Genomic DNA, 16,502 nt, shown 5'->3' with positions numbered 1-16,502 from the left:
CCCCGCGTGCCAGGGACCACCTGGCCATCGACCGCCTGTGAACTGCATTGGATCGGGCTGCTTCCGACTGACCAGCGTCAAGAGCGGCAAGGTGCTGGACGCCCCCGACGAGTCGACCACCGACGGGATCGCGCTGAAGCGATGGACCAACCGCGGCGGCGACAACCAGGCGTGGCTGCCATCGTCGATGGCCGAGCTGGTCCTGTGCCCGAGCACCGCCCAGGTCCCCCGGAAAACACGAGCTCGCGCGAGCCGGGCTCGCGGGACAGCTCACGCGGGCGCCTCGGCCGGCCGCCGCTGCGCACCGCTCCGGATCGAGCACATCCGCGCGCCGGTTCATTTCGATTGACGCCAGCCGTGTGAACGTTCACATTTTACACCAGGTATCCTCTGGCGTTGCCCTGGATAGGTGCGTCATGCGCACCGGGCCTTTCTCATTGTGCGCGTTCGCCGTGCCGGTCGGGCTGCTGGCTCCAGGTGAGGCGCATGCAGTGGGAGGAGCGTGCCGGCGCCCGTGCTCGGTCGGCATCTCTGCTTCGCGAGGCTCTGGCAGGGCTCGCGGCAGCGTCGCTGCGGGTCGGTTCCTCACTGAGTTGACGTGATCTGGAAGCGGCGCGGTGCTCCGCGTGGGCGGCTGGCTCACCTTACCTTCGAGGCAGAAATCATGCGTGAGAGTCACGATTCCACCGTTCGTCACGTCAAGCTGCTGGTCACCGCATCCCTGACGGCGTTCGCTGGGTTGGCTGCCTGTTCATCGGACGGGACGAGCCCCAACCTGGCCAGCGGCGACAGCTCGGCTGGCGGCAGCGCAACCGGCGGAGCCGACGCCACTGCAGGAGCCGGAGGAGCGGCAGCGGACGGGGGCGGCGGCAGCGCCGGCGCGATGGCCGGTGGCGGAACGGGCGGCGGCGGCGGCGGCGGCGAGGTTCCAGACGAGACCGGGACGCGGCAGGCGGCGTACTACGTGTCGCCTTCCGGTAGCGACGACAATCCAGGCACGGCCAGCGCGCCGTTCGAGACGGTCACCAAGGCGCGCGACGCCGTCCGCACCCTCAACGCCAACATGACCGGCGACATCTACGTTTACCTCCGAGGTGGCACGTACAGCCTCACCGACGCCATCGCCTTCGCGCCGTCGGACTCGGGCACGAATGGCCATCGCATCTACTATCAGGCTTACCCCGGGGAAAAGCCCGTTTTGAACGGCGCGACGAAGGTGACCGGATGGACGCCGGACGCAGGCAATATCTACAAGGCCAAGCTGGACCGAACGACGAAGCTGCGCAACCTGTACGTGAACGATGCTCGTGCCCTGATGACGAGCAAGCGGGTCACGTCGCGCGGAGGGGTCGGGACGTACAGCGTGACGGCCGGGCAGCACAGCTGGGCTTGGGCGACCGGCAGCGGCAGTGACGGCGCCAAGTACGACCTCAACGCGGTACCTGCCATCGCAAGCAACAAAGACGACCTCGAGATCGTGAACGGCACCACCTGGAACGAGAATATCGTTTGCGTTCGTGATGTCATCACCACGCCAGACAACCTCCGCGCGCTGCTCTTTCAACAGCCCTACGGCGCCATCGCGCAAACCCCCGGCTGGAATTCGGGCTTCAGCGTCTCTGGCTCCCACACGATTTACAACGCGCGCGAGTTCTTGGACTCACCCGGTCAGTTCTATTTCGACAAGACGACCGGGACCCTCTACTACTACCCGCGGCAGGGCGAAGACATGGCTCAAGCCGACGTGCAGGCGCCGATCGCAGAGAAGCTGATCGACATCGTCGGCGCCTCCAGCGCTAGCCGCGTCAAAAACCTCACCTTCCAGGGCATCACCTTCGCCAACACCGACTACAACCTATACAGCGTAGACGGATCGCGCGGCAAAGCGACGGTACAGGGCGCCACCATCTACGTCGCTTACGGCGACGGCAACTGGCACAACAGCAAGTACGAAATCATCGACACGCTGCCCGGGATGATCACGGTCAACAACGCCGACTCGATCAACTTCATCGGCAACGTGGTGAAGCACAGCGGCAACGAGGGCATTTCCTTCATCAACGACGTCGTGAATTCCAGCATCGTCGGCAACTACATCACCGACATCGCCGGCAGCGGCATCACGGTCGGCCACCCGCAGCACCTGTACGCGGGCGACTCCGGCCCGCACCACAAGTTCGGCCCGGGTGTCGAAGGCGTCTGTAAGAACGACACCATCAGCAACAACCTGCTGTACGACGTGAGCTCACTGCCGGGTTTCGGTGGCCATTCGGGCATCACCGCCTTCTTCGTGGATGGCCTGAAGATAACCTACAACCACATCCAGAAGACGGCCTATAACGGCATCAACCTGGGCTGGGGCTGGCGGAACTTCCCCGACTCGACCACCTGCAAAGACAATGCGATCAACAACAATCGCTTCATCGATACCTTGAGCAGGCTACACGACAGCGGCGCGGTCTACACGCTAGGTCAGATGCCGGGCACGACCATCAACGAGAACTACGTCAAGGGCATTCCGCCCGCGACGAGCGGCCCCACGTACGGCCTGCACAACGACGAGGGCAGCGCGCACATCACGCAGAACGACAACGTGCTCGACATCGACCCCGGCGTAAAATACACGATCAACTGCGAGGATTTCGGGGCCAAGCACCACCTCACCATCCTGAGGACGTACGCCACCGTGAACAAGATGGGCATCAACCCGCCCGATAGCAGGATCGACCCGCCGGTCGCGGTTCCGGACAACATGTGGCCTGCAGCGCAATACGAAATTTGCCTGAGCTCCGGCATCCAGGAAGAGCACCGGGGCATCATCCCCAGCAGGCTGCTCGCGGTTCAAGACTACGTGTTCCCGGCGAGCGCCTCGGTGGCATCCGGCACCAAGACAATCAAGATCAGGAGCACCGGCGCGGCGGCCAACGCCGTCTGGCTCGCGCCGGCCGGCACCGGCACGTTCACGGAGGGCGCGACGATGACGAAGGCGGCGGGGGACGCGACGTCCATCGCCGTGCCGGCCAGCGCCGGAACGTACAACCTGCATGTGGTCGATGCGCAGGGCGAGAAGCTCGGTGAATCGGCGGCGCAACTGCGGGTGCGCTGACGTGCCGCGGTGGGCGCTACAGCAGTGGCGCCCACCTTGCTTCCCCGACCGGCCGTAGCAGCGGGCGCCGGCGAGCGAGGCGACCTCGAGCGTACGCTGAGCTCGGACGCGCCGCGCCAATCTCCGCAGGTTTCGCCACCACCGAGACCTCCCGTCGACGAGCCACCCTCTGCGTCCTCGCCGCTACCACTCTCCCCTCGGTGGTCCCGGTTCAGGTTCACCCCACCGCCGTCCTCCGACGACGACGACGGATCAAGGTCGAAAGTGCAACTGCCAGAGCAACCAGGGAAGTCCCGACGGACTCCCCCGAATCGGCCCTGCCGACCGCGCACGATCCAGAATCAGCGCTACCGGCCGTGACGGCGCCACCCGTTCCACTGCTCCCGCCGCTTCCGCCTGCGGTGCCGCTTCCGCCTGCGGTGCCGCTTCCGCCTGCGGTGCCGCTTCCGCCTGCGGTGCCGCTTCCGCCTGCGGTGCCGCTCGACCCCGTGCTACCGGCGGTCCCGCCGCTCACGCCGCTCTGCCCCTGTCCGCCACCCCCACCCTCTCCACCGGTTCCGCCTGCGCCGCCGCTTCCGCCCGCCCCACCGCTGCACTGCTCTATCTCGGGATCGACCGGCCCGGTCTTGTCGAGACCCAGAAAGGGGATGACGTACTCAGCGGGGAATAACGCGTCGGAGGGGCCGTGATCGCCGCCAATCGAGGTGAACGCGTCGAGGACCACGTAGCCGCACTCATTCTCCCAGCGCTGCCGCGTCGCATCGTGATTGCCGAGCCGGACTCCCGTATCCGTCGACATCGGGCTCGCGCCCACGCCCAGAACATTGGTCCATTGCTTGATGGCCTCCGTGTGGTTCGGGTACCTGATGGTAGTGTCCGCGTCGCCGTGGAAAAGCTGCAGCCGCGGGCGATGTCCCGCATACCCCGGGGCCAGCGTACGGGCGATGTCCCCCCACTCTTGCGCTGTGTGGGTCACCGAGCCGCCCGCGCACGCTCCGCTATATCCGCCGTTGTTGCCTGATTCGTTGGCTGCGCGGCACCCGGCCGGCATGCCCGCGAACGCGGCGCCTGCTTTGAAGACGTCCGGGTAGAGGGCAAGCAGGAGCTCGGTCATCATGCCGCCGGACGAATCTCCCGTCGCATAGACGCGATCCGCGTTGCCTCCGTACGTGTCAAGCGCGTACTTCACCATCTGCCTGATGGCGTGACTGTCGCCACCGCCTTCGCGCGTGCGAGTCTTGTCCGAGACGACGTCCCAGCATCTTCCGCTGCTGGGGACGACCATGATGAAGCCATGGTCGTCCGCCGCGTCGACGATGCCCCCGCCCCGCGCCTGACCAAACACTGCGCTGGCGGTCCCGCCGCAGTAGTGCACCAGCGTCAGAATCGGAGGATTCTGCGCCACGCGGTCCGGGACGTAGACGTACATGCTCACGTCACCAGGCAGACCGCTCACCTTCCAGCCGTTGATCTGCTGCAACGTCGCCGCTCCCGCGGAGGGTACCGGCCCCAGCATGGCTGCCAGCAAGGCGCCCCAAGCAGTCCAATTTCGGCTCATGATCGAGTCCTCTCCTGTGTATAAATTTGCTCTCTCGAACCAAGCAAGGCTGCGACGACATGACGCCGGCGATGTCGCTGGCGAATCGCCACGCTCACCTCAGGTGACAGAAGGTTCCGTACGCGATCCGCCTTCCTCTTGCCGACGATGGCGGTGCAGACCATCCGGACGGAGTCGGCGCCGAGATCCATCGGATGACGAAGATCTCCGTGTTCACGACGACCCATCCATGGCGAAGCAAGAGGATACCGATCGGGTAGATTGTGAGCGCTCACATAGACAACGTCAATTCCAATCGACCGGCCCGCGGTGTCCTCCAGCCCGAGGGAGAAGAGGGTACCTCGGCGGGGGAACACGTGTGGATGGCCGCGCGAGCAGCTCTGCAGGCGTCACGATGCGATGCGTCGCCCCCTCGGGTCGGGAACGTCATCCGGTAGGCCAGCTCGCCGCTCCTCGGCACCGCTGACGAGGGCGATGCCCACGGCCGCGCCGGCGAGCGCGGGCGCGTCGTTGATGCCGTCGCCGACCATCCCCCCATGCAGCTCTACCGAGCGCCAGATACGGCCGCCCGGCGCGTCGTGCCTGGCCACTTCGCGAGCAGGCTCGAGACCACCTGGGCGAGCCGCGTCGGACCTGCGTCGAGGTGGATGGGCTCCAGGGGAACGGCGGCCGTGAGCCCGTCGCCGGGCCATTTCGGTTGACGCCGCCGATGTGAGCGCTCACAATTGCTCACGAACTACCCTTTCGCTTTGTCCAGGACAGGCCGTCGTGCGCGCGGGGCGCTCGTCCTCGGATCGATCCCGGTACGGCTCCGCTCGCTCGGTCATCGCGGACAGGCAACCACGCTCGAAACCGAGGAGCGAGATGGCACGTTTGGGAAGCAGATCGAGAGCACGATTCCTAGTGGCGCTCTTCTGGACCTCCGGGTGCAGCGACCCCGTGACGACGACCGGCGGAGACGCAGGACCCGATGCCGAGCCCCCCGCGTGCTCCGAGGGCACCTGGGATCACGATGGCGATAGCGCGACGAGCTGCGTCGCATGGACAGGCTGCACCGCAGGCACCTTCGCGAGCGCCGAGGGCTCGCCTACGGCGGACCGGCGGTGCGCGGCGTGCCCGGAGGACACCTTCAGCGACACGACGAACGCGCCGAGCTGCAGGATGCACACGCCCTGCGCGCCGGGGACGAGGCAGACCGCGCCGGGGACGAGCGCCACGCCCGCGCAGTGTGACGGCTGCTCGCCGGGCACGTACTGCGCGGGCGGGACCGCCGCGGCTGTCGATTGCGCGGACGGCACCTGGGACGACGACGCCGATCCCGCGACGACATGCGTCGCGTGGACCGACTGCGTGCCAGGGGAGCTCGTCGGCACGGAGGGGAGCAGCACCACGGACCGCAGCTGCCTCACGTGCACGAACGGCGAGCACACGGCCACGATGAACGCAACCAGCTGCTCCCCGGGTGCCTGGGTGCTGAGCTACTTCGGGCCGCATCAGGACGTGGCGAGCGATTCGCTGCATCTCGCCTACAGCACCGACGGGCTTCAGTGGTCGACCCTCGCCAATGGACAGCCTGCGTACCAGCTCACCGGGATGGGCACGAATCACATCCGAGATCCGTTCCTGTTCCGCAAGAACGATGGAACGTACATCTATATCGCCACGGACTGGACGCTCTCGGAGAACGACTCGAACTACTGGAACCATCCGAGCTCCAAGGTCTTCGTGGCGGACTCGACCGATCTCATCACCTTCACGAATCCCCGGTTGATCACGCTCACGAACCTCCCGGGCCCCGAGGCCACCCCGATGCACGCCTGGGCCCCGGAGGCTTATTACGACCCCGATCGCAAGCTCTATGCGATCATCTGGTCCGGGAACGACACCACGGGCGCGAACCGCATCTACGTCAGCTACACCGAGGACTTCGTCACCATCGTCAACCCGACACCCGACGTGCTCTTCGACCCGGGCTACAGCGTCATCGACGCGACGATCACGCAATGGAATGACCGCAACTACCTCTTCTTCAAGGACGAGACGGACAGTAGCGGGAGCGCGCTCACCGGATCGGGCAAGGACATCCAGATCGCGCGCTCCTCGACGCTCGCGCTCGATCCGGCGACGTTCACGCGATGGAGTCCGGACTACATCACGCGCGGGCCGACCCAGAGCAGGAGACGAGCGACGGAGGGACCGTTTGTCATCAAGGATCCGCGCCAGAATCGATGGTACCTGTTCGCCGACTACTACCTGAACGGCGGTGTGTTCGGGTGCTGGAGCACGACGGATCTCGACGCGGATCCGGGCTCTTGGACGGAGCTCCCGAGCGCGCAGTACCGCTTTCCGTCCGGCGTGCGCCACGCGAACGCGGTCCGGGTCACGCAGGCGGAGCTCGACGCGATCATCGCCCACTACTGAACATCCTACCGGACCCACGGACGGGTAGAGTTTCCCCTTATCATGCGCGCACCGAGATCTTGCCATCCAGAGTGCACTTCCCTCTCTGCGCCACGCGTTGCGCTCACGGCGGCAGCTCGCGCCTTCGCCGCGCTGCTCGTGGTGGTCGGGTGCTCGGATGGGCCCTCGACCGATGCGCCGGTCGCGTCGACCAATTCATTGCGGATCATGACCGCGGGCGCAGCGCTCAGCACCTCGGAGTCCGGCGGGCGGGTGACCGTGAGCGTGGCGCTCGACGGCGCCCCGAGCGCGCCGATCATGGTGCCGGTCTCGAGCTCGGATGCGACCGAAGGCTCCGTGTCACCGGCGACCATCTCCTTCACGATGGAGGATTGGAGCGTCCCTCGAGAGATCACGGTCACGGGGGTGGACGACGCGGAGCGCGACGGGGATCAGATCTTCCGCGTCCGCTTCGGGCCCTCGGTCTCTGCAGACCCGGCGTGCGACGGCCTCGTCGCGGCGTCCGCCGACATCACGAACACGGACGACGACGCTCCAGGGACGGCAGCGATCGTCGTCAGCGACCCGTCGGGGCCCCTCGCCGAACGCGGCGCGCCCGTGACATTCACCGTGCTCCTCGCATCGCAGCCGAGCGCGCCCGTGACGATCGCCCTCAGCGTCAGCGACACGACCGAGGCGACGCTGAGCCATGCGGACCTGACGTTCACGGAGGCGAACTGGAACGCGGCGCAGACCGTGACCTTGAGCAGCGTCGATGACTGGCAGGCCGACGGAGCTCAGCCCGTACGCGTCGTCTTCGGCTCACCGGCCAGCGAGGACCCCGAGGTTGCGGCCCTCGCCGCCCCCGCTGCTCTCGAGCTCTCCAATCTCGACGACGACGTCGGAGGGGGTTACCAGCTTCGGACGACGCACACGGAGAGCGACGCCCCGCTCTACGTCGCGCACTCCTATTATCATGCGATGATCACCCACCTCGACGACAGGGCGAACAACCAGGTTCCTGCCGACTTCCAGTGGAGAGTGGTGCCCGGCCTCGCGAACCGGGATGATCCGACGCTGGTGTCGTTCGAGTCCGTGGGTTTCGGCGGTCGCTACCTGCACGTCGACAGCGCGAATTCGACCCGGTACCCGCTGCAGAATGAGGCGTCCAACCGGGCTGGCGGGCTCTGGCAGACCCCACCCGAAGAGAGGAGTCACCTTCTGTGGATCGACGCGTTCACGGATACCATCACGTTCCGGAGGGACGCCACGTTCCGGATCGTGCCCGCGCTGAACGGGGATCCGGCGATGGTCTCGCTGCAGTGGTACTCGGATGCGACGCGTCATCTCCGGCGCCTGAACTACCAGATCTATACGCACGCGCTCGACGGCACGGCGGTCAAGAACGCGGAGGCGTCGTTCGCGCTCGAACCGCTCGGCTATTTGATCTCGCAGCGCGCCGATCCCCACATCAAGCGGCATACGGACGGTTACTACTACTTCACCGCGAGCGTGCCGACGTACGATCACATCGAGATCAGGCGCGCGACCACGATACGAGGCCTGGCCAGCGCGACCCCGAAGGTCGTCTGGACGAAGCACGCGACCGGCCCGATGGCGGCGCACATCTGGGCGCCCGAGCTACATTTCATCGACGGCAAGTGGTACATCTACTTCGCCGCCGGAAGCTCGACCGACATCTGGGCCATTCGCATGTATGCGCTCGAGAGCTCATCGGCCAACCCGATGGATGGCACGTGGATCGAGCGAGGGCAGATCGTGACGGACTCGGACACCTTCGCGCTCGACGCGACGACGTTCGAGCACGACGGCAAGCGCTATCTCGTGTGGGCGCAGGAGGACCCCGGCGTCGTGGGCGACAACAGCAGCTTGTTCATCGCGGCCATGGTGAACCCGTGGACGCTGGCCAGGCCCAACGTGCGGATCGCCAGGCCCGAGCACGCCTGGGAGACGGCGGGGTTCGCGGTCAACGAAGGTGCTGCCGTGCTCGGGCGGAATGGGCGGGTCTTCATCAGCTACTCAGCGAGCGCGACGGACGACCGCTACTGCCTCGGCCTGCTCACGGCGAGCGCGACGGACGACCTGCTGAGCGCCAGCTCGTGGACGAAGAACGAGAATCCAGTGTTCGTCAGCGCAAACGGGCTGTATGGCCCGGGCCACAACTCGTTCACGACCTCGGCGGATGGATCGATCGACGTGCTCGTGTACCACGCGCGGAACTACGAGAAGATCACGGGGGACCCGCTCTACGACCCGAACCGTCACACGCGCGTCCAGCGGCTCGAATGGAATGCAGACGGAACGCCGAACTTCGGCGTACCGCTCCTGAACGGCGCGAACACGATCGGCGACTGACTGTTTCGCGGAGGGATCGAGCACGAGCAGCGAGGTGGGGAGCTCAGCACGAGGCGGTGAATTCCACGATCGCATTCCCGCTCGATCGTGAACGAAGCGTCGTTGTTCTGCATCGTCGCGCCGTCGACCGTCGCCGCGCGACGCCCCGCGCCGCAGGCCCGGGCGGGGACAGGCGGTCTTTGTGCAGTATCAGCGGCCTGGCCATGGTGGTTCCTCGCGACACGCGTCCTTGCGGCGTCGCGCGGACTTGCCGCGCCAAACGACACGGGTTACCGTCGATGACATGAGCTTGGCAGACTCCCTGTTGCAGATCGATCCCCGAGATGATGTGGCCGTCTCCGTGCGCGGCATAACCGCCGGTGATTCGGTGGCCGACGCGATCACCGCCCGCGTCGACATCCCGGCCGGGCACAAGGTGGCGCTGCGCGCGATGGCCGCTGGCGAGCTGGTGCGGAAGTATGGCTGGCCAATCGGGCGGGCGACAGTGGACATCCAGCCGGGCGACCACGTGCACACGCACAACCTGGCCACCGCGCTCTCCGGCCTCGACACCTACGCCTACGAGCCCACGAACCCTGAGCCCCTGCCCGCCACCGAGAACCGCACCTTCATGGGCTACCGGCGGAAGAACGGGCGGGTGGGCACCCGCAACGAGATCTGGATCCTGTCGACGGTGGGCTGCGTCTCGCGCACCGCCCAGAAGGTGGCCGCCGAGGCGGACAAACGCTTCAAGGGCCGGGTGGACGGGGTCTACGCCCTTACACACCCCTTCGGCTGCTCCCAGCTGGGGGGCGACCTCGAGGCCACCCGCCGGATGACCGTGGCTCTGGCCGGCCACCCGAACGCGGGCGGAGCGCTGATCATCGGCCTGGGCTGCGAGAACAACCAGCTCGGCCCGCTCCTCGGGAGCGCCTCGCACCTCGATCCCGATCGCCTGCGGTCGTTCACCGCCCAGACGGCCGAGGACGAGATCGAGGCGGGCCTCGAGGCCGTCGAGGAACTGGTGAGGATCGTCGAGCAGGACCGCCGCGAGCCCTGCCCCGCCTCGGACCTGGTGATCGGCCTCAAGTGCGGCGGCTCGGACGGCTTCTCGGGGCTGACCGCCAACCCGCTGGTGGGCCGCATCGCTGACAAGGTCTGCGCCGCCGGCGGCTCGGCCATCCTGACCGAGATCCCGGAGATCTTCGGCGCCGAGCGCCTGCTCATGACCCGCGCCGAGAGCGAGGCGGTCTATGAGGAGATCGTCGGCGTGGTGAACAGCTTCAAGAGCTACTTCATCGCCCACGGCGAGCCGGTGTCGGAGAACCCCTCGCCCGGCAACATCGCCGGCGGCATCACAACGCTGGAGGAGAAGTCCCTGGGCGCGGTGCAGAAGGCCGGCCGCGCCCCGGTGACCGAAGTGGTCCATTACGGCGGGCAGATCCGCGGCACGCCGGGCGTGGCTCTGCTGGAGGCCCCCGGCAACGATGCGGTCTCGTCCACAGCGCTCACAGCCGCCGGCGCGACGGTCATCCTCTTCACCACCGGCCGGGGCACGCCCCTCGGTTTCCCCGCGCCGACCCTCAAGCTCGCCACCAACTCCAGCCTAGCCCAGCGCAAGCAGCGCTGGATCGACTTCGACGCCGGCCGCATCGCTTCGGGCGAATCCATGGACGCGGCCGCCGACGCCCTGATGGACCTGGTGTTGGCCACCGCCTCGGGCCGTCCAACCCGCGCCGAGGAGAACGGCGAGCGCGAGATCGCACTCTGGAAGCGGGGCGTCACCCTTTGAGCCGAAGGCGCCTGTCGGAGGCCAGGCTCGGCCTCGCTCCGCCGCACGTCGAACGGCCCGCCTAGCCTCCTCCGGCCGCCCAGCCGGGCGGACGGCCTCATGCTGCGCTACTGGGCGAACTACCTCGGTCAAACGCCGGGCTGGGGTACCTCGCGGCGATCGGCGCCGACCTGGAGCGGCTCGATCTTGCCGACGATGACGAGGTAGCTGAACGCGCCGAGCAGGCAGAAGCCGCCCGCCACGACGAGCGGGATCGTGAACGATCCCTTGGTCAGCGAGAGCATCACGCCGGTGAACGTCGTGATGACGATGCCGGCCAGATTCGACGCAAAGTTCTGGATGCCGCTGATCGAAGCCACATGGCGCGGCGTGGGCGCGACGTCGCCGGGAAGGGACCAGATGCTGGCGCCGGCGAACGCAAGACTCGCGTAGGAGAGGCCGAAGAAGGCGAGCATCAGATGGATGTTGGAGGTCAATGCCGACAACGTGATCGCCGACGACACCAGCATGCCGCCGACCATGCAGGTCTTGCGCGCGGCGGTGAGGCTCCAGCCACGGCGATAGAGCGCGTCGGAGACGAAGCCGCCGATCCAGCCGCCCGGAATCGCCATCAGCGCGGGGATCATGCCGAGCGTGCCGAGCGACTTGAGCGAGAAGCCGCGCGTTTGCACGAGGTAGCTCGGGAACCACGTGATGAAGAAGTAGTTGGTGAAGTTGAGGCAGAAGAAGCCGAGCATCATGCCCCAGAGCGTGCGATGGCGGAAGAGCGACGCCCACGTCACGTTGTTTTGCGCGTCCTCGGCGGGCGCTGCGTGGACGACGTCCTGCTCGCCCGTCATGTCGCCATGTGCGGGGCTGCGGTAGATGACGACCCAGCCGAGGATCCACACCGCGCCGAACAGGCCCGTGATGATGAAGGCCGCCTTCCATCCGAGCGTGTCGATGATGAGCGCGACGAGGGGAATCGACAGCGCCGAGCCGACGCGCGCACCGCTGTCGAAGATGCCCGTCGCGAGCGCGCGCTCGCGCGGCTTGAACCACTGGCTCACGAGCTTGGCGCAGGCCGGGTAGGCGCCGGCCTCGCCCACGCCGAGCAGCAATCGGTAGCCGAACATGGCCGCGACGCTCGACGCGCCGGCGGTCGCCGCGGTGAAGAGCGACCACCAGCCGACGGCGATCGGCAGCGCGATGCGTGCACCCACACGGTCGACGAACCAGCCGAACGGCATCTGCATGAGCGCGTAGGTCCAGAAGAAGCCGCTCATGATAAACCCCATCTGGGCGGGGCCGATGCCGAGCTCCTTCTCGATCTGGGGCGCCGCGACCGCGAGATTGGCGCGATCGATGTAGTTGATGGCGACGGCGAGAAAGCACAGGAAAAGCACGACCCAACGCATCTTCCTCATCTGCATGTCTCCTTGGATACGGTGTCTGTTCGTGCAATCGGCAGCTCTCGCGCGCTGCCCATCGAGCGGCGCTGCCTTGCGGTACGTTGCGCGGGTGGTGCAACGGCGACTGCATCGGGTTGTCGTGGTTGTCGGCGCGGCGATCGCGGCGGCTCGCGCGGCCCGTCGATTGCGCGAAGCCGCCCGTGGCAGCCTCACCTGCTCATGCGGGCACGGCCGTGCGAAGCGCCGCGTGCAGCCGGGGCTGATCGAGGTTCAGGCCGAGCTCGCGCGCGAGCTCGATCACGGGCCCGAACCGGCGTCGCTTCTTCTCGCCATGGTTGCGCGCGATATCGGAGAGCCGGTGATCGAGGAATGGGTTCTGGAAGCGCTGGCGCACCTCGTCGAGGTAGGCGCGCGCGGCAGCACCCTTGCCGAGCGCATCGAAGACGGGCACCACCTCGTCGCGCCAGAGCGCCTCGAGATCGGCGCGCAAGGCCGGATCGCGCATCGCGTGCAGCGTGTTCTCGTCCGCGGGGCGCCCGTCCAGCTGCCAGCGCTCGGCGAGGTAGGTGTGCCCGAGGTTCAGCAACAGCAGCTTCAAGCGTTCGTAATGGAGCAGGTCGTCCGTCACGATCATCGCTTCATGCTGGCACGGCAGCACCATCCCCTCGCGCCGCTCGATCGCCCAGAGCGCGTAGGGCTCGGCAATCGCGCCGACGGGGCGGATCGGCTCCGAGACGATCCGGTCGACGAGCGAGTTCACCCAGATGCACGTGTTCTCGATGTAGCGCAGGAACGCGGCATCGGCGCCCCATTGGCGCGCGACGCCGGCGACGAGCGCACGCAGCGTGTCACCGTTGTTCGAGACGAGCTCGCAAGGCAGCAGCGTGAGCGGCGCGGCGCCCGCCTCGAAGCGCGCGCGCAGCAGGATGACGAGCTTCGCGGCGAACCCGCGCGGCACGCCCGCGCCGGGCGCAAGCAATGCCGCCGTGTCCTCGGGCAAGCAGACGTATCCGCTGTCGCTCGTGTTCGAGATCACGACGCGCGCATCCTTCGCGAAGCGCTCGCGCACGAGCGGCCAATCGGTGTTCGCGTCGAGCGCTTCCGTGATCGAGCTGCATTCGATCGTCGTATCGACGACCTCTTCGCGGCGCAGCCCCCGAATCCGCACGGGGTGACGCCCCTGCGCGCGCAGCGCGTCGATGCGCGCGCGGCTTTCGGGGTTCGACGTGGTCTGCACCACGGTGATGGTCCCGAGCGCGCAGCCGGCGAGAAGCGCCTCCGAGATGAAAAGGTCCGCGTGAGCCTGCAGGAATCGGCTCGTGCCGAACTGAAGAATCGGATTGCCCATGTCAGTGCTCCGGCGGCTCAGCGGGCGCGTACCCACGCGAGGCTCGTGTGCGCGAGGCTCCCGGTCGCGCTCGGCGACACGGTCGACTCGGGATCGTGCTTCGAGAGCAGGTTCTTCATCCGCAGAAACTGGTGGATCGTCTTCATCCGAAATCCCTTCAGTGAGGGCGCCGAATCGCGCACGCTCACGACATACCCACCATGATCTTGGAGGTTCGACCAGGGTGGGCAGCCCAGTCGGCGAGCGCCTCGGGCACGCCTTCGATGGGGATCGATTTCGAGATCAAAATGCTCGGGTCGAACGTGCGTCGCTCGAAGAAGGCGATCACGTCCGAGAACTCGTTCAGGCAGTTGCGCGAGCCGAGGATGTCGAGCTCCTTCATCACGAACAGCCTGGTCTCGTAGCTCACCGGCTCTTTGCCGTACCCGATGTACACGACTCGGCCGCAAAATTTCACCCAATCCACCGCGTTGCGGTAAGTCGCGGTCGCGCCCACGGCTTCGATCACGACATCCGGCCCGTCGCCGTTCGTCAGGTCCATCACGCGCTGGCGTGCGTCGGCGTTCCCGAGCACCACCTCTCGCGCGCCGAGCGCCTGGGCGAGCGCGAACTTCTCGTCCTGCGTGTCGAGCGCGATCACGCGCGCGCCGCGGCTCACCGCGCCGGCGACGGCCCCGAGCCCCACGCCGCCGCAGCCCATCACCAGCACGGTCTCATCGGCCTCGACGCGCCCCCGCGCCGCGGCGTGAAAGCCTACCGAGAACGGCTCGACGAGCGCGAGCTCCGTGAGGCTCAACTTCCGTGACGTGAAGAGCTTCTGGTACGGCACGGCCACGAGCTCGGTCAGCGCGCCGTCGCGCTGTACGCCCATGGTCTTGTTGTCGCGGCAGGCGTTGCGCCGCCCCGCGCGGCACGAGGGACACCCGCCGCACGCCGTGTACGGCGTGAACGTGACGTCGGTACCGACGCGCCAGTCCGCCTCGACGCCCGAGCCGAGCTCCACGATCGTGCCGGCCACCTCGTGCCCAAGCACCCGAGGGTACGTCACCATCGGGTTCTTGCCCAAGAACGTGTTCAAGTCGGAACCGCACAAACCGACCCGTTGCACGCGGATCAACACCTCATCGTGCGCCGGTTTGGGCTCGCGGATCTGGCTCACCTGTGCAACCGACGGACCGGTGATCGTCAGGGCTTTCATGCTGTCATTGCCTCACTGAGCGACTTCGTTCACTCGCGGCTTTCACGGCGCGCTCCGCAGCCGGGGCCGCTTCGTTCTGCCAGAGAACAGAGCGCCATGTCGAATGGCCGAAGCCGAAGCGACGTGGCGTTGCTCTACGATCCGTGAGCGGGGCGGCAGGCGCCGCCTTCGCCGTGGCGCTCGGGACGCCGCTGTTCAGGGGTGACGCGCGTAGAACTTTTGCGCATTCTTGTACATGACCTTGTCACGTGCTTCCTGACCAAACTCCTTGAGGTAGAGCTCGGCGATCTCGATTTCCGAAGCGAGACTGCCACCCATGTCGACCACGGGCCAGTTGCTGCCCCAGATCAGCCGGTCTTCGCCGAAGGCCTTCATCAGCACGTCGAAGTGCGCCTTGTACGCCGCGAGGTCGGTCGGCGCCTTCCAGGGATCGTCCTCGGTGGCGGCCGGGTTGTACATGTCGAAGAACGACGAGAACTTGATGTAGATGTTCGGGTGCCTGGCCAGCCGCTGCATCGCGTCGACCCAAGCCGGATCCGGCGTCGGCCCCTTCGCGCCCGCCAGGTGATCGATGATGATACGGAGCTTGGGCACCGCGGTTGCGAGCGCCTCGACCTTGTCCTTCGGGTTCAGGGTGCCGCGGCTGATGATGTCGAGGGTCATGCCCTTGGCCGCGAGCTCCTCCAGCGAGGCGAGTTGCTTGGCGTCGAGCGCCAGCTTCGGACTCCAGAGGAAGCCGCGAATGCCGACCACGCGCGGGTCCGCGACGAGGCGCGCCAGATCGGCGCTGAAGCTCGGCGAGCCGATCTCGAGCTGCGCGACGAGGAACTTGAAGAAGTCGTTGCCCTTCGTCGTCTCGAGGACCTTGAAGTTGTCGTCGACGACGGGGCTGGCTTCGACGATGCCGGTGCCGATGATGCCATTCTGCTTCGCGATGGCTTCATACTCCGGGGGCAACACGTCGCGGTAAATCGGCTTCTGCTTGGCTTCCGGCCAAACGACGCCGCCCGGACGCGTGACCTGGTAGAGATGGATGTGCGTGTCGAGGATCGGACCACGCTGCTTCGCCGGCACGGCCAGCGGGGCCGCCGCTTTGCTCGTGTCGCCCGCCGTCTCGGGTGGCGTCGCGGTGGTCGCGGAAGACGACGCACACGCCGCGAGCGGCGAGAGCGTCATCATCAGGCACAACTTGGCGAAAGTCGCCGGAATACTCGTGAGTATTTTCATGGTGGAGTCTTTTTGGAGTCGGTGCCGAACGCGATCCCGATAGCGGAGGTGTCGCTGCGCATGACGACCCCCCTCATGGCAAAGCAGAATAAGGAGGCTTTAATGTGAACGTTCACATGAGCGATGT

The 16,502-nt window shown here is 66.8% G+C and carries 11 protein-coding genes; 5 read left to right on the top strand and 6 right to left on the bottom strand.

Going from position 1 to position 16,502, the window contains the following annotated elements; all coding sequences use genetic code 11:
* The first annotated feature begins 37 nt into the window (after nt 1-37).
* Both WME82_RS07065 and WME82_RS07060 read left to right on the top strand, forming a co-directional pair.
* A complete protein-coding gene (locus tag WME82_RS07065; RefSeq protein ID WP_438042197.1) occupies nt 38-349 on the top strand; it encodes an RICIN domain-containing protein in 312 nt (103 codons plus the stop codon).
* A gap of 249 nt (nt 350-598) precedes the next feature.
* Nucleotides 599-3,106 (top strand): right-handed parallel beta-helix repeat-containing protein, encoded by a 2,508-nt coding sequence (locus tag WME82_RS07060; protein WP_438042196.1) that lies wholly within the window; start codon nt 599-601, stop codon nt 3,104-3,106.
* A gap of 217 nt (nt 3,107-3,323) precedes the next feature.
* Here the strand turns inward: WME82_RS07060 and WME82_RS07055 are convergent, their stop codons facing one another.
* Complete coding sequence (locus tag WME82_RS07055; protein WP_438042195.1) at nt 3,324-4,664, bottom strand: extracellular catalytic domain type 1 short-chain-length polyhydroxyalkanoate depolymerase; 1,341 nt, start codon at nt 4,662-4,664, stop codon at nt 3,324-3,326.
* 939 nt (nt 4,665-5,603) lie between these two features.
* Here WME82_RS07055 and WME82_RS07050 point away from each other — a divergent pair.
* The 3 genes from WME82_RS07050 to WME82_RS07040 all read left to right on the top strand — a co-directional run bounded on the left by WME82_RS07050 (nt 5,604) and on the right by WME82_RS07040 (nt 11,211).
* Complete coding sequence (locus WME82_RS07050; protein WP_438042194.1) at nt 5,604-7,085, top strand: hypothetical protein; 1,482 nt, start codon at nt 5,604-5,606, stop codon at nt 7,083-7,085.
* Nucleotides 7,086-7,292: 207 nt separating this feature from the next.
* Nucleotides 7,293-9,440: a family 43 glycosylhydrolase gene (locus WME82_RS07045; protein ID WP_438042193.1), complete on the top strand. Its 2,148-nt coding sequence runs from the start codon at nt 7,293-7,295 to the stop codon at nt 9,438-9,440.
* A gap of 283 nt (nt 9,441-9,723) precedes the next feature.
* Complete coding sequence (locus WME82_RS07040) at nt 9,724-11,211, top strand: UxaA family hydrolase (RefSeq protein WP_438042192.1); 1,488 nt, start codon at nt 9,724-9,726, stop codon at nt 11,209-11,211.
* A 128-nt stretch (nt 11,212-11,339) separates the two neighbouring features.
* Here WME82_RS07040 and WME82_RS07035 read toward each other — a convergent pair whose 3' ends face one another.
* From WME82_RS07035 to WME82_RS07015, 5 genes are all read right to left on the bottom strand, one after another.
* A complete protein-coding gene (locus tag WME82_RS07035) occupies nt 11,340-12,617 on the bottom strand; it encodes an MFS transporter (protein ID WP_438042191.1) in 1,278 nt (425 codons plus the stop codon).
* 202 nt (nt 12,618-12,819) lie between these two features.
* Complete coding sequence (locus tag WME82_RS07030) at nt 12,820-13,950, bottom strand: mannitol dehydrogenase family protein (RefSeq protein ID WP_438042190.1); 1,131 nt, start codon at nt 13,948-13,950, stop codon at nt 12,820-12,822.
* Between the two features lie 17 nt (nt 13,951-13,967).
* Nucleotides 13,968-14,096, bottom strand: a complete 129-nt coding sequence (locus tag WME82_RS07025; RefSeq protein ID WP_438042189.1) for a hypothetical protein — start codon at nt 14,094-14,096, stop codon at nt 13,968-13,970.
* Between the two features lie 38 nt (nt 14,097-14,134).
* Entirely contained in the window at nt 14,135-15,148 is a 1,014-nt protein-coding gene (locus WME82_RS07020) for a zinc-binding alcohol dehydrogenase family protein (protein ID WP_438042188.1), read from the bottom strand.
* A 195-nt stretch (nt 15,149-15,343) separates the two neighbouring features.
* Complete coding sequence (locus WME82_RS07015; protein WP_438042187.1) at nt 15,344-16,375, bottom strand: amidohydrolase family protein; 1,032 nt, start codon at nt 16,373-16,375, stop codon at nt 15,344-15,346.
* Nucleotides 16,376-16,502 lie beyond the last annotated feature (127 nt).

This window comes from Sorangium sp. So ce128, from assembly GCF_051525245.1.
Taxonomy (GTDB): Bacteria; Myxococcota_A; Polyangia; order Polyangiales; family Polyangiaceae; genus Sorangium; species Sorangium cellulosum_B.
Note: the sequence above shows the minus strand (reverse complement) of the source record. Positions and strands in the feature narration are given on the sequence as shown.